Origin of the sequence: Pseudomonas sp. RA_5y_Pfl1_P24, from assembly GCF_963970945.1 — a bacterium.
Taxonomy (GTDB): Bacteria; Pseudomonadota; Gammaproteobacteria; order Pseudomonadales; family Pseudomonadaceae; genus Aquipseudomonas; species Aquipseudomonas tritici.
In genome coordinates, this window is record NZ_CAXAOJ010000008.1 from 1 (window position 1) to 18251 (window position 18251).

Genomic DNA, 18251 nt, shown 5'->3' on the forward strand with positions numbered 1-18251 from the left:
CTCGGCCTGGTCTCGATACTGGACACGATAAACCGACTTAACCGTATAACCTGAACCGCCGTATACGGAACCGTACGTACGGTGGTGTGAGAGGACGGCGGATGTGAATCCGCCTCCTACTCGATGGCGCCACTCTTTGGCGCCAACTGTAATTTCGGTCACGCAGTTACAGGGCGATACGGGACACTGCTGTATTTCGGAAAAATGTAGCCCTATTCTTACAGTCATTACAACAACTGGAAACGCCCGCCAAACTAAATGTAGTTTATTTCTTACAGACAATTATCGTTTTTTGGCAAATTGCCATATCCCTCTTACATATTTCGACATATCCAGGCTACGCAGCCAGAAGACTTAGACGACTTACTTTCTTCATTACAAGCCTGACAATTGCCTGAGTTCAAGCGTACTCCAGAGTAGCAATACAATTAGTTGGAAAATTAAGTTATTTCCCTGGTTGCAACTGGGTGCGCGACGAGCTGAGTTCCCTGCACGTTCTTTATATAAAAGAAGCGACGGTTCAATCCACGTCTGCCTGCAGGTTTCCTATATGACGTTGTTAACAGATGGGTCTTTGCTGATGAAAGTTGAAATGAAAACTGCGTTGCTGTCTATCGGCTTGCTGGTGGGTTCGATGTCCGCGGCTCAAGCAGCGGATGGAACGGTCACGTTCCTGGGTTCGGTTCACTCGGGGGCCTGCTCCATCAAGCCTGAGTCCGTGGATCAGACGGTTCACCTGGGAGCCATTGCAAAGCATCAATTGCAAACGGGTGGGAAATCCGAGCCCCGTTCTGTATTGATCGAACTTGAAGGCTGCGATCTCACCGGTCTTACCGACAATACGGTGACCACTACCTTCACGGCTGCGCCATCTGCTGTCGTTCCAGGTGCGATCGGCACCATCGGTGGCGCGGGCGGCATAGGCATCATGATGACACACGGCAGCCAACTCATTGAGCTGGGTGTGGCGACGACCCCGCAGGCGATTGTCGCCGGTGACAACACACTCCAGTTCGGTGCCTACGTACAAGGCGCGGCTACGGCCCCCATCATTCCGGGTGATTTCAGCGCGGTCACCAACTTCACCTTGGCTTATCAGTAAGTCTCTCCCCCGCCATTCAGGTGGCGGGGGAAGCTGACGGGAGATAACGGTGAAAACATTCATGCACCTCGCTATTACGTCTTCATTGGCAATGTTCATCAGCCCTGGCGCGTTCTCGCAGACGCCTGCGCAAGGCGATGGCGTGGTCACTCTAGGTGGTGAAGTCGTTGACTCAGCATGCGGGTTGGAGTTGGCCAGCGCCGATCAGTCCATCGATATGCCCGCCGAGCCAATCGGCCGGATTTTGCGCAATACGATCGGAGATCCACACCCGTTCCAGTTGCGGCTGGTCAATTGCTCGCTGAGTCGGCCGGACCCGCTGCGCCCAGGCGTCAGCCTGCCTGATTGGGAACATCTGCGGGTGACGTTTGACGGGGCTCGTGACCGAGAGGGCCGCTCTTTTGCCGCCTCAGGTTTTTCACAAGGGGTCGCTTTTCATATTTGGGATGCGGCGGGCCAGGAAAGTATTCCCGGTGAACCCATGGCGCTGGTACCGCTGACTGAAGGTGACATGACCGTTCATTACACGCTTCGCCTGGTCGGCAACGGGTTGCAACTTGTGCCAGGGGCTCACAGTGCCGCGGTGCGGTTCACGTTGGACTACTTTTGAACATTGATGGGTTGCTTTCATGCTGAATGCGTCGAAGATCAAAAATACCCTCCGCCCAGGCCTGTTTGGCGGGTTGATATCCGTGGCGGGAACTGCATTAGGTGCCGGGGGGATTGAGTTTAATACTGATGTTCTGGATCTCAATGACCGCACCAATATTGACTTGTCTCAGTTTGCCCGCAGCGGTTTTATTCTGCCCGGCACCTATTCAATGGTTGTGCACATAAACAACCAGTCTCTGTCTGAGCAATCGGTAGCGTTCTACCCTCCCGACGACGACCCCAAAGGGAGCGAAGCCTGTTTATCTGCCGATCTTGTGGACCAGTTAGGCCTGAAGGAATCCGGCGCCGCCGAACTGACGTGGTGGAAAGGCGGAGCGTGCCTGGATATTCAGAGCCTGCCAGGTATGGAGGTCAGCGCAGACCTGGCCACCGCCACGCTGACCATCAACCTTCCCCAAGCCTACCTTGAGTACAGCGCTATCAATTGGGACCCACCCTCTCGCTGGGATGAAGGGGTACCTGGCCTGTTGATTGACTACAACATGACAGCGCAATCGAGTCACCAGAAGAAAGACAGTGCCCGCAATGACATCAGTGGTAACGGAACACTGGGGGCCAATGCCGGGGCTTGGCGCTTGCGCGCCGATTGGCAGGCCCGTGTCGACCAGAACCGCGAAGTGTCAGCCAGGCGCTCGAGACTGGAGTGGAGTCGCTACTATGCCTATCGCGCACTCCCTGCACTGAAAGCCCGTCTGGTGGTGGGAGAGAACTACCTGTATTCGGACCTGTTCGACAGCTTTCGCTTTACCGGTGCAGCACTCAACTCGGATGAAAGCCAACTGCCACCCAACTTGCGTGGGTATGCGCCAGAAGTGGTCGGCGTCGCCAAAACCAACGCCAGAGTCATCATCAGCCAGCAAGGACGTGTGCTGTATGAAACGCTGGTCGCCGCAGGCCCTTTTCGGATTCAGGACCTTAACGACGCCGTGTCCGGCAGGCTGGATGTACGGGTGGAAGAGCAGGATGGTTCGGCCCACACCTTCCAGATCGATACAGCAGGCGTGCCCTACCTGACGCGCCCGGGCCACGTTCGCTACAAAATGGCCACTGGGCGGCCCTCCAATCTTCAATACGGCGGCGATGGCGACTTGTTCGGTACGGGCGAGTTCTCGTGGGGTGTCAGCAATGGCTGGTCGCTGTTTGGCGGCGGCATAACGGATAACAACTACCGCGCCTTGTCTGTTGGGATAGGCCGTGACCTGTTGGCATTTGGCGCACTCTCGCTGGATGTTACCCAGGCCCGCGCAAATGTGTGGAATGAGACACTGTCGGGCAAGTCCTACCGTCTTCAATACTCCAAGAACTTTGAACAGTACGACAGCCAGATCACCTTTGCCGGCTACCGGTTCTCTGAGGAGAACTACTTGAGCATGAGTGAATACCTGGACGCGCGCCATTATGGAAAGAACGGCGAGCTTGCGGGGCGCTATCAGTACGATGGATACACGCAAGACTGGAAACCTATCGGCGGCAGCAAGGCACTTTATACCGCGACCATCAACAAGCAGTTCCGTGATTTAGGCGCCACCGTGTACGCAAGTTACAACAAACAAACCTATTGGGAGCGGCCGCCCACTCAGCGCTGGAACTTATCAGTGTCACGTTATTTTAATGTCGGCACCGTCAAAAACATAAACATGTCCCTGAATATTCACCGCACCCTGGAATACAACTATAAAGATAACGGTATGGCGCTGACGGTCAGCCTGCCCTTGGGGCGTACTGGCACATTGTCGATGGACGCTAACAGGGCCGCAGGCGATAACCGCTTTGCTACGCGCTACAGCGATCGGCTGGATGAACGTAACAGCTACCAACTCAGTGCCAGCAACAACGCTGCCAGCGGTTACCTGAGCCATATCGGTGACCAGTCAGACATCGATATCGCTGCCAGCACCCAAGAAGGCAGTTACACCACGCTCAGTGTGTCTGCGCGCGGCGGCGGCACGCTCACGCCTTACGGTGGCGCACTGCATCGGACCAACAGCACGGGCGGCACCCGCTTGATGGTCGATACCGGCGGGGTGCCCGACGTACCTGTGCGGGGTTACGGCACACCGACCCGAAGCAACGCCTTTGGCAAAGCGGTCATTTCCGATATCGGCAGCTATCAACGCATGGCAGCCAGTGTGGATCTGGAGAATTTGCCGCGCACTGTCGAAGCCACTCAATCAGTCACGCAACTGACGCTCACCGAAGGCGCCATCGGCTATCGCTCCCTGTCGGTGATTTCCGGCGAAAAGGCCATGGCTGTCCTGCGCCTGCCAGACGGCAGTTCGCCACCCTTCGGCGCGACAGTGAAAAACCTGAAACAGCAGGATACAGGCATCGTGAATGACGGCGGCAATGTCTATCTGAGCGGCATACAGCCTGGCGCAGAGATGACTGTCAGCTGGGGCGGTTCCGAGCGTTGCATCCTCACGCTTCCCGTCGTCCTGCCCGCTGACAGCTTGACCGATGCCCTGCAATTGGGCTGCCGGATGGTAGCCATTGATCAACCCCTGCCCGAGCCAGATGCACTGACCGGCCAGCGTAACGATACGGAGAATACCCCTTCATGATGCTCAACACGCGCTTCACACAAACCTGCGTGATGCTGGCTCTCGGCTTGAGCCAGAGCGCCTACGCCGCCATCGGGCTGGACCGCACCCGAGTGATTTTTGATGGTGGCAAGGATGCCACCAGCGTGAACATCACCAACAACAACACCCAGTTACCGTATTTGGCGCAAGGTTGGATCGAGGATGAAGCCGGCGAGAAAATCACCACGCCTTTGATCGTGCTACCGCCGGTTCAACGCGTGGAGCCCGGCAAACAAAGCCAGGTGAAAGTTCAGGCGTTACCGGCGGCCAAGTCTTTGCCGCAGGATCGAGAGACCGTCTACTACTTCAACTTGAGGGAAATTCCGCCGCGCAGCGATAAGTCCAACACCCTGCAAATTGCGCTGCAAACCCGGATTAAATTGTTCTACCGACCGCAAGCCATTGCGCCAAGCCAGCAAGACCTGTCCACACCCTGGCAGGAAAAACTGACCCTGACGCGCGACGGCGAGCACTACCGCGTGAGTAACCCCACGCCTTACTACGTGACCCTGGTGGATGCACGCAGCACCAAGGACGGCAAGACCGCGTCGGGCTTTGAGCCTTTGATGGTACCGCCCAAAGGCACGCTGACCCTGGGGCCAACCGCCAAGGCGCTCGGCTCTGCCCCCTATTTGGCCTACGTGAACGATTACGGTGGGCGTCCGTTGATAGCCTTCACCTGCAGCGGCGACACCTGCAAGGTGAACTCGCAAGCATCGACATCAGGTGAGTAGCGCATGCCGTGGGAGAAAGCCATGAAGTCGCACACCGTGAAGGTCCTGAGCGGACTGCTATTGGCCTCTGTGGAAGGCGCACACGCCGAGGATGTCGAGGGCATGAATGGGATGCTGAACATTTCCGGGAGCCTGCACGAAATCCCCTGCGTGCTGGAAATGACCTCGCTCCATCAAACCATCGACCTGGGCGCCGTATCGACCAGTCAACTGCAACGCCCCGGCGATCAAGCCAGGCCCGTGGCATTCCAGTTGCGTTTTACCGATTGCCAACGCACCGCGGGCAGCATCCGCAGCGAACGTACGGGAAACCTGACGTGGAGCGCCTTTCAACCGGTGCTGTCGGTCGCGTTCTATGCGCCCGCCGATGCCGATGACCCACGGCTGGTCAAGGTGCAAGGCATCACTGGCATGGGTCTGCGCTTGACCGATGCCCTGGGGCGGGATGTTCAGTTGGGATCGAGGGGCGAACCTTTGTTTTTGCCACTGGGCGGTAATACCCAGACGTGGACTGTTCAGCCCACACGCACCTCTGCACCGTTGACAAGCGGGGCATTTCGGGCCGTGGTGGATTTCAGGCTCAACTATGAGTAAGGGCGTGATAATGGTTAAGCCTACCGGCCTGCGGGCCATTTTTATCAGTGGCGGCCTGCTGTGGGTTGCCAACCAGGGCGTACAGGCCGAGACCAGCCTGGCGATCCGCGCGGTCATCATTGCGCCTCCACCCTGCGTCATTAACGGCGGCAGTACGCTTGATGTGCCGTTCGGAAACGACCTTCTGACATCCAGGGTCGACGGGATTAATTATCGTCGAGGGGTGCCTTATACCGTTACCTGCAACTCCCCGTTCAGCAACGCGTTGACACTCGAACTGAAAGGCACGGCGGCTGCGTTTGACCATCGCGTGCTGATGACTCGCAAAACGGATCTTGGGGTAAAGCTGTTCGTAAATGGTGCCGACTGGCCACTCAATACAGCGGTGAACTTTACCTATCCGAACTTTCCGGTGGTGCAGGCGGTGCCCGTCAAACGTGCTGGCAGCAAGCTCACGGGAGGCGCCTTTGATGCGGCCGCCACCTTGGTGGTCGATTATCAATGAAGAGGAAAGATCAATGACATGTTGGCCGCAGCGAGCATTGCTCGCGTTGTGCTCCATAGGCCTGTGCACGGGTGCATCGGCCAACCTGACGTTCAGCGGAACATTGAACGAACCACCACCCTGCACGATTGATGCAGGCAACACGATAGAGGTCGACTTTGGCGATGTCGGGATCAGGCGAATCGACGGCGTGCAGTACCGCAGGGGTGTTGGTTACACCATCAACTGCGGCACCGACACACTCCCCTGGGAGCTGAAACTGAGCGTCAACGCTACAGCAACAGCCTTTGATGGCTCGGCGGTGCAGACCAACGTACCTGACCTGGGTATTCGGGTTTTTCAGAATAACATGCCGTTCCTACTCAACACGCCAATGGACATAACCCTGTCGTCCCCACCGACCTTGGAAGTCGTCCCCGTCAAGCAGCCCGGTGCCGTGCTGACCCCCGCGAGTTTTACCGCGGTGGCCACGTTATTGGCCGAATACGAGTAGGAGCTGAGCTTATGCAACATGCGATGAACCCTAAAGCACGGCCATATGCCTGCGTGGCGTTGCTGCTGAGCTTCAGCCTGGTGCCCGCGGGGCATGCGGCGGATAACCTGAGTTTCAAAGGCAACCTGGTTGAAGAGGCTTGCACCATCCGCCCGGGTGACGAGGCAATCACCCTGGAACTCTGGGACGTGACCAGCAAGCACCTCTACATCAATACGCGCACACAGGGTAAGGGTTTCAAGGTTCACCTGGAGGACTGTGACACCACGGTTGGCAACACGGTCACCATCACGCTTGGCGGTAGGGAGAACGCGGCGCTACCTGGATTGTTCGCGCTTGATGTTGCCAGCGGGGCCTCAGGCATTGGGCTTGGTATAGAGACGCCGAACAACAAACCGTTACCCCTGAATACAGCCAGCGACGAACAGGTGTTGAGCGATGGCAGCAATGTGATCGAGCTCAAGGCCTATGTGCAGGGTGAGCCGGAAGCGATCAGGGATCAAACCATCGGGCACGGCAGGTTCACGGTGACCTCGACTTTTACGCTGGACTATCCATAACCGCCTCAGATAAACCTCAACTCTATTTCCTGGGCGGCTTTAGCGCGCGGACCGAAAGTTCGTCGGGCGGTGCCTGGATAGAGGAGCAGCGAGAGATCAAAATGAAACGACTCTATGGCGCCATGGCGCTTTTCGTCCTGATGGCTGCTGCGATGAATGTGAAGGCAGCTCAATGCCGTGTGAATAACGGCCCCTGGCAGCAAGTAGACAATGGCGGGACGCTAAACCTCCAGGTTCCCGTAACGGTCCAACTCGGTTCTGACGCAACCCGCATCATCCTGGATGGCGTGAGGCTGGAGTGCAGATTCACGCCCTACCCCAGCACCCCGACTTGGTGGGAAGACTATTGGGCGACGTCCATACAAGCCGGCTCCGCCTGGACGCCCGGCCCAAAATTCGTCAGCCAAGGCACAGGTTTGCGTATAAACGGGGTTTTCCGAAACACCCCGGTTCCGGATGGCATTCGGATTTCGACCATGCGCAACAACGCTGTGGGTGTACCCGTGGATGTAACGCCCTATATTTTGATACGCAATAACCCAACAAACCCTATCGACGTTCGGATAGGGGACGTCCTTGGTGTGTTGCGTCTAAACCAGACGAATAATTACAACGCACAGCGGACGGGGCTCATGGTCACGTACACGGCCGCCAACAACTTCTCAGTCTCACCCTCTACGTGCACGATCAACAATAACAATCCAATCGAGATAAATTTCGGCAACGTGAATCAAAGGGAAATAGGCACTAACCCACTGACGACGCCCATCAACAGCAACCGCAGGCTCAATTACTCATGCCCGACCGGCGGCATCACCACGCCGATCACCATTACCTACAAAGGTATCCCGTCGTCGTTCGACACACGGCTTTTGACGATGACCAATCCTGACGTCGGCACGGCCCTGATCCGGGCGGGGTCAGCGGTTCCGGTCAACGGTTCATTCCTGACCCAGCTCACCAACAGCGTGGGGGGCGATGACGTGATCTTTTCTCTCGTCTCGCGCGCTGGAACCCTACCCGCGGCAGGGCCCATAACGGGAAGCGGTGTGCTCGTAATGGGGGTGCCATAACCCACGCCCAAGGCTGAAACCGAAGACCTCTTGCGTCACTTTATGGACTACGCAGTCACAGATATTATTTCTGCGACTGCGCATAAGGTGGCATTTAGCTATAAACTTGCGCCAACGCCTCACGACTGTGTCTGCGCTCCCTCCAACACCCTCGACGATGAACCCATATGAACAAGTTTCTGGCACTGATAGCGGTACTGGCGCTCGCCGGGTGCACCACCACCTCTGACGTCTACCTCAAAAACGGTGAGCAAGGCCTGACCATCGACTGCTCGGGCGAGGCCAATTCCTGGGCCAGTTGCTACGAAAAAGCTGACGCCTCCTGTGCGGGCACCGGCTACCGTATCATCGGCACCGAAGGCACACCCTCTCTCAAGGAAAGTGACAAAACCCTGGGCCAGGACGTTGGCAACTACAAAAGCCGCAGCGTGGTGGTGGTCTGCAAGTAGGCATTACGCCTACATCTGAATGTCAGCAAACTTGATACCCAGGCCGCGAATGGTCTCTACCAGATCATCCAGGCGCGCAAAGGATTCGACTTCATCCTGATCGTCCACCAGGAAAAAACTGCGGCCGCCGCTTTTCTTGAAAAATACGATCCACTCCCCCAGGGCAGCAGGGTTCTGGATGATGTGAGTGGCCGATATCTGGCCTTCGGCCTGGCGAGCACTGACGTGTTCACGCTTCATGAAAGACTTCCCCAAAAAGACAAATGCCGCACAAACCGAGGGTTTGCGCGGCATTTTTGCATTGATCGGCAGACAGTTTAACGGATGCCCTGCCCTATCAGCACGCCCCTACGATCTGACCGTAGAAATTGACACCGTCATTGGTGGGAAACTTGACCCAGGTTTTCTCCCCACGGCCCTCGCCCGTCAACGCGCGGTAAAAAATCGGCATCACACTTGGGGGCCAGGCTTTTTCATCGGATGGAAAGTTATGGGGTGAAACGGGCCAGATCAGCCGGAAATGCAATCCTCGCCGGCCTTCTTCACGTCACCCGGACGGATCGGCACATTGGACATGCTCTCGTAGAGCTTGATGCTGCTACCACTGGAACGTTCATCAATCTCGAAGATTGCCGAAGGGTCGGCCGAAAACTTCTGCGGCACAATTACTTGCATACCACCTTCCTTACGCGGCTCGATCTGCGGCGGCCGGCGGGTCGCCGACAGTTTCTTCACCACACACGCGGCATATTCCTGCGGTTTCTTCCCGGAAATGACCGCCAGGGTCGGAGGGGTCTGCTTGATATCTGCAACCGAAGCACACCCACCAATCGCCAGGGCCAGAACCAACACACTCCACTTCATACTAAAACCTCCGATAAAGACCCTACGACAGCGGGGATGGTAAATTTCTCCCGCCCAAGTAGGATTTATCCCTGATAACTCGGTAAATAACTGTTTTAAATTGTCGACGTCGTTGAAGACGACCCGATAATAAACGCGCTGGGGCTGATAAACTCCATCTTAACCTACGTATCGTTCTGATTTTTCAGAAAAAGCCCTTCTGGAGACACCCTCATGAAATTCATCCACCAGCGCGAGCACCTCAACGAGGGAGACATTGTCGTCATCGAATGCTCGCAGACTTGTAATATTCGTCTGATGAGCGACGCGAATTTTCGCAGCTTTAAGAACGGTGGTCGCCACACCTATCACGGCGGCGCCTTCGACACGTTCCCTGCCAAAATCACCGCACCGAGCACCGGGTTCTGGAACATCACCCTGGACGTGGTCACGCGCCGCGCAATCAGCGTGACCCGCAAACCCGCGCTGTCCCACAAGATTCGCATTGTGCGCCGTACCAGCACCAAACTGAGCTGAACACTCGACAGGAAATAGCCGTGACCGCTACCACCAAGTACGTAATCAAATACAAGCTCAACGGCGAACGCCGCTTTGAGTTCGCTCAACTGCACACCAACAGCGTGGAAGAAGCCAAGCAAGCCCTGGCGAAAATTCACGATGTCAGTGATGAAATCATCGACATCAACGTGAGCAAGGCACTGTAAGCCGATGCCTGGCCCCACGACCGATCTGTTCGCCGATGACGCCTTGCAGCAACCCGCAGGGCGCGAGCAAATTGGCGAACAGTCCTACGTGCTAAGAGGCTACGCCCTGCCTTGGGTTGAGCGTCTTCTGCCGGAACTGCGGCGGGTCCTGGCTCAATCACCGTTTCGACACATGGTGACACCTGGTGGTTTTACAATGTCGGCTGCATTGAGCAGTTGCGGCGATCTGGGCTGGACCACTGATGCCTCGGGCTATCGCTACTCGCCATTGGACCCGCGCAACCTGCAGCCATGGCCGCAGATGCCGGACGCCTTGCGCCAATTCGCCGTGTTGGCAGCGGCAGAAGCCGGTTTTCTCAACTTTGCGCCCGACGCCTGCCTGATCAACCGTTATGTACCCGGCGCGAAAATGGCCCTGCACCAAGACAAGGATGAGCGCCGCTACAGCGAACCGGTGGTGTCGGTCTCTCTTGGGTTGCCGGCGATTTTTCTGTTTGGCGGGCACGAGCGCAGTGACAAGCCCCAGAAAGTCTCGCTGTTCCATGGCGATGTGGTGGTGTGGGGCGGCGTGGACCGCTTGCGCTTTCATGGGGTGATGCCGATCAAGGAAAGCGTGCACTCGGTCATGGGCGCGCAACGCATCAACCTCACCTTTCGCACTGCCGGCTGATTTGACCGCAAGCTTCAGAGTGCCAGGTGCTCGCGGCGCGACTAATCTGGCCTGGCCCCGTCAAGAGTGCCAACCATGACCACCGAACACGACCCCCGCTGGGCAGCCATTCTGGCCCGTGACCCCAAAGCCGATGCGCTGTTCGTCTATGGAGTGAAGACCACCGGCGTGTACTGTCGCCCTAGCAGCGCTTCACGCTTGCCACGCCCGGAAAATATCGAGTTCTTCGACACAGCGGCACAGGCCGAAGCCGCGGGCTATCGCGCCAGCAAACGCGCTGCCGGCGACCAGACCCAACTGGCAGCACACCATGCACAACTGGTGGCCGACGCCTGCCGGCATATCGAACAGGCCGACACCCCGCCCAGCCTGAACACGCTGGCCACGCAAGCCAAGCTGAGCCCCTTCCATTTTCACCGCGTGTTCAAAGCCGTCACCGGCCTGACCCCCAAGGGCTACGCCAGCGCCCATCGTTCACGCAAAGTGCGCGATGGCCTCAAGGGCCCGCGCTCGGTGACCGATGCGCTGTATGACGCAGGCTTCAACTCCAACAGCCGCTTTTATGAGTCGGCCGACCAGCTGCTTGGCATGAAGCCCAGCGACTACAAAGCCGGCGGCACTAACACTGCGATCCTGTTTGCCATCGGGCAATGCTCGCTGGGTGCAATCCTGGTGGCGCAAAGTGCCCGTGGTGTGTGTGCGATTTTGCTCGGAGATGACCCGGATCGATTGGCGCGTGATCTGCAGGATCAATTTCCCAACGCCGAGCTGGTGGGCGCCGACCCGCACTTCGAACAGTTGGTCGCCCAGGTCGTGGGGTTTATCGAAGCGCCCGCTCTTGGCCTGGACTTGCCGCTGGATCTGCGTGGTACCGCGTTTCAGGAGCGGGTGTGGCAAGCCTTGCGCGATATTCCACCGGGGAGCACGGCCAGCTACGCGCAGATTGCAGCGCGGATCGGTGCGCCTAAGTCGTTCCGCGCGGTGGCCCAGGCCTGTGGCGCTAACAGCCTCGCGGTGGCAATCCCTTGCCACCGCGTAGTGCGCAGCAATGGCGACCTCTCGGGCTATCGCTGGGGCGTGGAGCGCAAGCAGCAGCTGCTGGAGCGTGAGAGCAATGTCTAACCCTGCTTGCGCTTGCGGAACTCGGCGACTTTATGACGGTTGCCACACAGCGCCATGCTGCACCACCGACGCTTATGCGCCTTGGTGCGGTCGTAGAACCACAGCACGCATTCAGGGTGTTCGCAGGTGCGGATCAGGTTGAAATCTGCCTCCACGAGCAAGGTAGCGGCAGCTTCGGCGATCGGCGAAAGAAACTGCTCCGGCGTTTGCAGTTTGCGCTGACGCACCAGGTGCAATTCACCCGGTGCCGGCCAGGACAATTGTGGATGGCTGACGGCCTTGCGCAAAAAGCCATTGAGGGCAGCCGGATCAGCCTGCTCGCACGCCTTGCGTGCCTCCAGCAAGGCCCGGATCACTTCCCGCAGCGTCTTCGCCGTTGCCAGTAACGCCCCATCCTCGAACGCAGGCGTCGCACCCTCCTCGACCCAGCCCAAGCGTACCCACCAGCGCGCAACATCGGCGTCAGCCTGCCAGAACTCGAAGGGCTTCGGCTTCACCGAGGTGCCGGCCGAGCGCGATTACCACTACAGCTTCGATAACCTGGCAATCACGGTTGGGCATTTTGTCGATGCGCTGGCCCTGAGCCGTTACGCGCTGTATGTCTTCGATTACGGCGCACCGGTGGGTCTGCGCCTGGCGGTGGCGCACCCGGAACGGGTCAGCGCGCTGGTTTCGCAAAACGGGAATGCGTACTTGGAGGGCCTGGGCGACGCCTGGGCACCGATCCGCGCCTACTGGGCCGAACCGAGCCAGGCCAACCGCGAAGTCATCCGCAACGCGGTGATCAGCCTGGAAGGCACGCGCTACCAGTACCTGCACGGTGTGAACCAACCCGAGCGCGTGGCGCCGGAAGCCTACATGCTGGATGTCCTGCTCATGCAGCGCCCCGGCAATGACGAGATCCAGCTGGACCTGTTCCTCGACTACCGTAACAACCTGACGCTGTACCCGGCGTTCCAGGCCTTTTTCAAGGCGACGCAAGTGCCAACGCTGGTGATCTGGGGCCAGAACGACCCGTTCTTCATCCCGCCAGGCGCACACGCCTACAAGGCCGACAACCCCCACGCCGTGGTGGAACTGCTCGACACTGGCCACTTCGCCCTGGAAACCCATGCGGCACATATCGCCGAGCGAATTCACGCCGTCGTGGGCCACGCCATCGACTGATGGCACATCACGAAACTGCACGTTCGTCCAGTGAATAAAACAGACTGGCCGGGTGCCAAGGGCCCTGTTAAAACAGCGTAAAGCCTCACTAACGCTGGAGACGCATCCCATGAGCACCTGGCCAGACACCCGCCTTCTCGACCTGCTGGGCATCGAAGTGCCGATCATCCAGGCCCCAATGGCGGTAGGCACCACCACTGCCATGGTGATCGCCGCCAATAATGCGGGCGCGCTAGGTTCATTGCCGGCCGCCGCACTGAGTATCGAGCAACTGCGCGAAGCGCTGACCGCTATCCGCCAGGCCAGCCCGCGCCCTGTCAACGTCAATTTCTTCTGCCATCAACCCCCGGAACCTGACGTCGCACGCGATCGACGCTGGAAAGAATTATTGGAACCCTACTACCGCGAATTGGGGGCCGACTTTGATGCGCCAACACCGGTGTCCAACCGTGCCCCCTTCAATGACGCCGCCTGCCAGGTGGTCGAAGCATTCCGCCCCGAGGTCGTCAGTTTTCACTTTGGCCTGCCGGAAAAGTCCCTGCTGGATCGGGTAAAAGCCACCGGCGCCAAGGTGTTGTCCTCGGCCACCACGGTGGAGGAAGCTATCTGGCTGGAACAACATGGCTGCGATGCAATCATTGCCATGGGCATTGAAGCAGGCGGGCATCGCGGCTTGTTTCTCAGCGAAGACCTCAACACCCAGATCGGCCTGTTCGCGCTGTTGCCACAAGTCGTCGACGCCGTCCGCGTGCCGGTGATTGCTGCCGGGGGGATCGGCGATGCACGTGGGATGGTTGCAGCATTTGCCCTGGGCGCCTCGGCGGTGCAGATCGGTACGGCGTACCTGTTTACCCCAGAAGCCAACGTCACGGCTTCGCACCACCATGCGCTGCGTCATGCCCAGGCCAGCGAAACGGCACTGACCAACCTGTTTACCGGCCGCCCGGCACGCGGCATCGTCAACCGCGTGATGCGTGAGCTGGGTGCGATCAACCCGGCCGCTCCGGCGTTCCCGACCTCGGGCGGTGCGCTGATGCCGCTCAAGGCCAAGGATGAAACGGGCTTCAGCAACCTGTGGTCCGGTCAGGCACTGCGCCTGGGCAAAGACACGACCACGTATGAGCTGACACGCGAACTGGCGGAGCAGGCCCTGGCCAAGCTCAAGTAGAGCCCTCATCCGTGGCAACTTTGCACTGTACCGGCACTGGCCAACCGCTATATATTCCGATACATAGCGGTTAAGCTTTCTACCGACAACAGGCCGCACACCCTCAAAGGAGCTGCTTCATGAAGATTCACGCCTCACGCCTGGCCGTTCTGGTCGCAGCCCTCGCCTTTGGTTCGGCGCATGCCGATGAAGTCCAAGTGGCCGTGGCCGCCAACTTCACCGCACCGATCCAGGCGATTGCCGCCGACTTCGAAAAAGACACCGGCCACAAACTGGTCGCTGCCTACGGCGCCACCGGCCAGTTCTACACCCAGATCAAGAATGGCGCGCCGTTCGAAGTGTTCCTGAGCGCCGACGACACCACCCCGCAAAAACTCGAAACCGAAGGCGATACCGTCAAGGGGTCACGCTTTACCTACGCCGTCGGCACCCTGGCCCTGTGGTCGGCGAAGGACGGTTATGTCGATGCCAAAGGTGAAGTGCTGAAGAAAAACCAGTTCAAACATCTGTCGATTGCCAACCCGAAAGCGGCACCTTACGGCCTCGCTGCCACCCAAGTGTTGGCCAAGCAAGGGCTGACCGAGCAGGTCAGAGACAAGCTCGTTGAAGGCCAGAACATCACTCAGGCCTATCAGTTCGTGTCCACCGGCAACGCCGAGTTGGGCTTTGTGGCCTTGTCGCAGATCTATAAAGACGGCAAAGTCACCAGCGGTTCGGCGTGGATCGTTCCAGCCTCCCTGCACGACCCGATCAAACAGGACGCGGTCATCCTCAACAAGGGCAAAGACAGCGCCGCTGCCAAGGCGCTGGTTGAATACCTCAAAGGGCCTAAAGCCGCTGCCGTCATCAAGTCCTATGGTTACGAGCTGGCCAAATAAATGCCGCTTTCGAGTGCCGATTTTTCCGCTATCTGGCTGACCGTCCAGCTGGCGTCACTGACCACCGTGATCCTGCTGATCATCGGCACTCCCATTGCCTTGTGGTTATCGCGAACCCGCTCCTGGTGGCGCGGCCCCATCGGCGCCATCGTCGCCTTGCCGTTGGTGTTGCCACCCACGGTGATTGGTTTTTACCTGCTGTTGGCCATGGGCCCCAATGGTTACTTTGGCCAGTTCACGCAATGGCTGGGCCTGGGCACCCTTACCTTCAGCTTCGCTGGGCTGGTCATCGGTTCGGTGATCTATTCCATGCCGTTTGTAGTGCAGCCCTTGCAGAACGCCTTCTCGGCCATTGGCACGCGCCCGCTGGAAGTGGCCGCGACCTTGCGCGCCAATCCTTGGGATACGTTTTTCACGGTGATTCTGCCCTTGGCACGACCAGGATTTATCACCGCTTCCATTCTGGGTTTTGCGCACACCGTCGGCGAATTCGGCGTGGTGTTGATGATCGGCGGGAATATCCCGGACAAAACCCGGGTGGTTTCCGTACAAATCTACGACCATGTCGAAGCCATGGAATATGCCCAGGCTCATTGGCTGGCCGGCTCCATGGTGGTGTTCGCTTTCCTGGTGTTGCTGGCGCTCTACTCCAGCCGTAAAACAAAGATGGGCTGGAGCTGATGTCAATGATTGATGTGCGCCTGCAACTCAAGTATTCGGGCTTTGCCCTTGAGGTAGACCTTCACCTGCCAGGTCGCGGCGTGACCGCGCTCTACGGGCATTCCGGTTCCGGCAAGACCACCTGCCTGCGTTGTATCGCCGGGCTGGAGCGCGCCGAAGACGGTTTCATCCAGGTCAATGATGAGGTCTGGCAAGACAGCCGCAACGGGGTGTTTGTACCACCGCATAAGCGTGCATTGGGTTACGTGTTTCAGGAGGCCAGCCTGTTTGCGCATTTGTCGGTGCGGGCCAACCTGGAGTTCGGCCTCAAGCGCATTCCCCGCCAGCAATGCCGTGTGGACATGGCCCAGGCCACGGAGTTATTGGCGATCGGCCACCTGCTCGACCGCAACCCCCAGCACCTTTCCGGCGGTGAGCGCCAACGCATCGGTATCGCCCGCGCCTTGCTCACCAGCCCGAAATTGCTGTTGATGGACGAGCCCCTGGCCGCCCTCGACAGCCAGCGCAAAGGTGAAATCCTGCCGTACCTCGAACGTCTGCACGACGAGTTGGATATCCCGGTGCTGTATGTCAGCCATGCTCAGGATGAAGTCGCGCGCCTGGCCGATCACATCGTCTTGCTCAGCGACGGCAAGGCCCTGGCCAGCGGCCCCATTGGCGAAACCCTGGCGCGCCTCGACCTGCCCCTGGCACGGGGCGACGACGCTGGCGTGGTGATCAACGGCACGGTCAGTACCTACGACGAACATTATCAGTTGCTCACGCTGCAACTGCCCGACAGCGCCCTGCACATGCGCGTGGCCCATGCACCGCTGGCCGTGGGCAAAGCGTTGCGCGTCAAAGTCCAGGCACGTGATGTGAGCCTCAGCCTGCAGGCAGAAGAACACAGCAGCATCCTCAATCGCCTGCCGGTGACGGTGACCCAGGAAATTCCGGCGGACAACAGCGCACATGTGCTGGTTCGCCTGGACGCAGGTGGCACGCCGTTGCTGGCGCGTATCACACGGTTCTCCCGCGACCAGTTGCAATTGCACCCCGGCCAGACACTGTGGGCGCAGATCAAGGCGGTGGCTGTGTTGGCGTAAGTAACCTTTTGGCACGACCGCAAACGGCTGCGGTCAATCAGACATACCGGCCTGATTTGTTGCCAAGGAACCCGCACCATGTCCGACTCTGCGCTACCCCGCGACCTGCATTATGTTGACGACACCCAGCCCGGCATCCGCCGCAAGACGCTGCGGGGCAAGTTCCAGTACTTCGACCCTAAGGGTGAGCGCATCCGCGATCCCGACGAGATCAAGCGCCTGAACGCCCTGGCCGTACCGCCGGCCTACACCGATGTGTGGATCTGTTCTGACCCGCGCGGCCATCTGCAAGCCACCGGCCGCGACGCCCGTGGGCGCAAGCAGTACCGTTACCATCCGCGCTGGCGTGAGGTGCGTGACAGCGACAAGTACTCTCGGCTGCAGCAGTTCGGCATCGCCCTGCCAAAATTGCGCAAACAGCTGGAAGCAAAAATCGCCGAATCTGGCTTCACCCGCGAAAAGGTATTGGCCACCGTGGTGATGCTGCTGGACGCTACGCTAATCCGCGTCGGCAATACTCAATATGCGCGGGACAATAAATCCTACGGGCTGACCACGCTGCGTACCCGCCATGTGGATGTGAAAGGCAGCGAGATCAAGTTCCAGTTTCGCGGCAAGAGCGGCGTCGAACACCAGATCAGCGTTAAAGATCGGCGCTTGGCGACGGTGGTCAAGCGCTGCCTGGAATTGCCGGGGCAGAACTTGTTCCAGTACCTGGACGAAAGCGGCGAGCGGCACACCGTGAGCTCACAGGACGTGAATGAATACTTGCACAGCCTCACCGGTGCGGACTTCACCGCCAAGGATTACCGCACCTGGGCGGGCACCGCCATGGCGCTGGCGGTGTTGCGGGAATTGGAGTGGCAGCCCGAGTCCGATGCCAAACGGCACGTGGTGGCAATGGTCAAGGACGTCGCCAAGCAGTTGGGCAACACCCCGGCGGTATGCCGCAAGTGCTATATCCATCCTGCGGTGCTGGATCATTTCAGCCTCGGCGAACTCTCCAAGCTGCCCAAGCCACGGCTGCGTAAAGGGCTCAAGGCCGAAGAAGCGGCATTGGCGATGTTCCTTGAGCAACTGGCGGCGGATTTGCCGAAAAAGGGCAAGGTGGGTTAGGCTCTGCCTCCCTTCTGACTCACGGGACGAGC

Annotated in this window: 23 protein-coding genes and 1 pseudogene; 21 read left to right on the top strand and 3 right to left on the bottom strand. The window is 58.7% G+C overall.

Translation table 11 applies throughout. The annotated features are described in order from the left end of the window. Window positions 1–592: 592 nt before the first annotated feature. The 10 genes from AACY30_RS14650 (at window position 593) to AACY30_RS14695 (ending at window position 8764) form a co-directional block, all read left to right on the top strand. Window positions 593–1102 carry a fimbrial protein gene (locus AACY30_RS14650; protein ID WP_339540715.1) on the top strand — a complete coding sequence of 170 codons (510 nt, stop codon included), beginning with the start codon at window positions 593–595 and terminating at the stop codon, window positions 1100–1102. Between the two features lie 49 nt (window positions 1103–1151). Then, window positions 1152–1712, top strand: a complete 561-nt coding sequence (locus tag AACY30_RS14655; protein ID WP_339471959.1) for a fimbrial protein — start codon at window positions 1152–1154, stop codon at window positions 1710–1712. A gap of 19 nt (window positions 1713–1731) precedes the next feature. Continuing rightward, a complete protein-coding gene (locus AACY30_RS14660) occupies window positions 1732–4335 on the top strand; it encodes an outer membrane usher protein (protein WP_339471960.1) in 2604 nt (867 codons plus the stop codon). Beyond that, window positions 4332–5090 carry a fimbria/pilus periplasmic chaperone gene (locus AACY30_RS14665; RefSeq protein ID WP_339540544.1) on the top strand — a complete coding sequence of 253 codons (759 nt, stop codon included), beginning with the start codon at window positions 4332–4334 and terminating at the stop codon, window positions 5088–5090. The genes AACY30_RS14660 and AACY30_RS14665 overlap by 4 nt, the downstream gene beginning before the upstream one ends. A 21-nt stretch (window positions 5091–5111) precedes the next feature. After that, entirely contained in the window at window positions 5112–5684 is a 573-nt protein-coding gene (locus AACY30_RS14670; RefSeq protein ID WP_339416243.1) for a fimbrial protein, read from the top strand. A gap of 10 nt (window positions 5685–5694) precedes the next feature. Then, entirely contained in the window at window positions 5695–6189 is a 495-nt protein-coding gene (locus AACY30_RS14675) for a fimbrial protein (protein ID WP_339471962.1), read from the top strand. Window positions 6190–6202: 13 nt separating this feature from the next. Continuing rightward, window positions 6203–6682 carry a fimbrial protein gene (locus tag AACY30_RS14680; protein ID WP_339540545.1) on the top strand — a complete coding sequence of 160 codons (480 nt, stop codon included), beginning with the start codon at window positions 6203–6205 and terminating at the stop codon, window positions 6680–6682. An 11-nt stretch (window positions 6683–6693) separates the two neighbouring features. Then, window positions 6694–7242 (top strand): fimbrial protein, encoded by a 549-nt coding sequence (locus tag AACY30_RS14685; protein ID WP_339471964.1) that lies wholly within the window; start codon window positions 6694–6696, stop codon window positions 7240–7242. A gap of 101 nt (window positions 7243–7343) precedes the next feature. Then, a complete protein-coding gene (locus tag AACY30_RS14690; RefSeq protein WP_339540546.1) occupies window positions 7344–8315 on the top strand; it encodes a fimbrial protein in 972 nt (323 codons plus the stop codon). 167 nt (window positions 8316–8482) lie between these two features. Further along, window positions 8483–8764, top strand: coding sequence for a hypothetical protein (locus tag AACY30_RS14695; RefSeq protein WP_339471967.1), 282 nt, complete (start codon window positions 8483–8485; stop codon window positions 8762–8764). A gap of 9 nt (window positions 8765–8773) precedes the next feature. On the opposite strand, the gene AACY30_RS14700 is transcribed toward AACY30_RS14695, so the two are convergent. Beyond that, window positions 8774–9004 carry a hypothetical protein gene (locus tag AACY30_RS14700; RefSeq protein WP_339416238.1) on the bottom strand — a complete coding sequence of 77 codons (231 nt, stop codon included), beginning with the start codon at window positions 9002–9004 and terminating at the stop codon, window positions 8774–8776. On the opposite strand from AACY30_RS14700, the gene AACY30_RS14705 reads away from it, so the two are divergent. Then, window positions 9003–9263: a hypothetical protein gene (locus AACY30_RS14705; protein ID WP_339540547.1), complete on the top strand. Its 261-nt coding sequence runs from the start codon at window positions 9003–9005 to the stop codon at window positions 9261–9263. The genes AACY30_RS14700 and AACY30_RS14705 overlap by 2 nt on opposite strands. Window positions 9264–9274: 11 nt before the next feature. Here AACY30_RS14705 and AACY30_RS14710 read toward each other — a convergent pair whose 3' ends face one another. After that, window positions 9275–9628, bottom strand: coding sequence for a hypothetical protein (locus tag AACY30_RS14710; RefSeq protein ID WP_314567286.1), 354 nt, complete (start codon window positions 9626–9628; stop codon window positions 9275–9277). Window positions 9629–9841: 213 nt separating this feature from the next. Between AACY30_RS14710 and AACY30_RS14715 the strand changes: the two genes are divergently transcribed. From AACY30_RS14715 to ada, 4 genes are all read left to right on the top strand, one after another. Further along, entirely contained in the window at window positions 9842–10144 is a 303-nt protein-coding gene (locus tag AACY30_RS14715) for a DUF1883 domain-containing protein (protein ID WP_027606593.1), read from the top strand. A gap of 20 nt (window positions 10145–10164) precedes the next feature. After that, window positions 10165–10332: a hypothetical protein gene (locus AACY30_RS14720; RefSeq protein WP_339540548.1), complete on the top strand. Its 168-nt coding sequence runs from the start codon at window positions 10165–10167 to the stop codon at window positions 10330–10332. A gap of 4 nt (window positions 10333–10336) precedes the next feature. Next, a complete protein-coding gene (gene alkB / locus AACY30_RS14725) occupies window positions 10337–11002 on the top strand; it encodes a DNA oxidative demethylase AlkB (RefSeq protein ID WP_339471969.1) in 666 nt (221 codons plus the stop codon). A gap of 75 nt (window positions 11003–11077) precedes the next feature. Then, window positions 11078–12124 carry a bifunctional DNA-binding transcriptional regulator/O6-methylguanine-DNA methyltransferase Ada gene (gene ada / locus AACY30_RS14730; RefSeq protein WP_339471971.1) on the top strand — a complete coding sequence of 349 codons (1047 nt, stop codon included), beginning with the start codon at window positions 11078–11080 and terminating at the stop codon, window positions 12122–12124. On the opposite strand, the gene AACY30_RS14735 is transcribed toward ada, so the two are convergent. After that, window positions 12121–12621, bottom strand: a complete 501-nt coding sequence (locus tag AACY30_RS14735; protein WP_339471972.1) for a CGNR zinc finger domain-containing protein — start codon at window positions 12619–12621, stop codon at window positions 12121–12123. The two genes, ada and AACY30_RS14735, sit on opposite strands and share 4 nt — an antisense overlap. On the opposite strand from AACY30_RS14735, the pseudogene AACY30_RS14740 reads away from it, so the two are divergent. The 6 genes and pseudogenes from AACY30_RS14740 to AACY30_RS14765 form a co-directional block, all read left to right on the top strand. Then, window positions 12608–13291, top strand: a pseudogene (locus AACY30_RS14740) (alpha/beta fold hydrolase); the annotation flags it as partial. The gene AACY30_RS14735 and the pseudogene AACY30_RS14740 sit on opposite strands and share 14 nt — an antisense overlap. Window positions 13292–13400: 109 nt before the next feature. Further along, window positions 13401–14459 carry an NAD(P)H-dependent flavin oxidoreductase gene (locus AACY30_RS14745; RefSeq protein ID WP_339471973.1) on the top strand — a complete coding sequence of 353 codons (1059 nt, stop codon included), beginning with the start codon at window positions 13401–13403 and terminating at the stop codon, window positions 14457–14459. A gap of 119 nt (window positions 14460–14578) precedes the next feature. Then, window positions 14579–15337 carry a molybdate ABC transporter substrate-binding protein gene (gene modA / locus AACY30_RS14750; protein ID WP_339540549.1) on the top strand — a complete coding sequence of 253 codons (759 nt, stop codon included), beginning with the start codon at window positions 14579–14581 and terminating at the stop codon, window positions 15335–15337. Continuing rightward, window positions 15338–16018 (top strand): molybdate ABC transporter permease subunit, encoded by a 681-nt coding sequence (gene modB / locus AACY30_RS14755; protein WP_339416226.1) that lies wholly within the window; start codon window positions 15338–15340, stop codon window positions 16016–16018. Window positions 16019–16023: 5 nt separating this feature from the next. Further along, window positions 16024–17103 (top strand): molybdenum ABC transporter ATP-binding protein, encoded by a 1080-nt coding sequence (modC, locus tag AACY30_RS14760; protein ID WP_339540550.1) that lies wholly within the window; start codon window positions 16024–16026, stop codon window positions 17101–17103. Between the two features lie 78 nt (window positions 17104–17181). Further along, window positions 17182–18219 carry a DNA topoisomerase IB gene (locus tag AACY30_RS14765; RefSeq protein ID WP_339540551.1) on the top strand — a complete coding sequence of 346 codons (1038 nt, stop codon included), beginning with the start codon at window positions 17182–17184 and terminating at the stop codon, window positions 18217–18219. Window positions 18220–18251 lie beyond the last annotated feature (32 nt).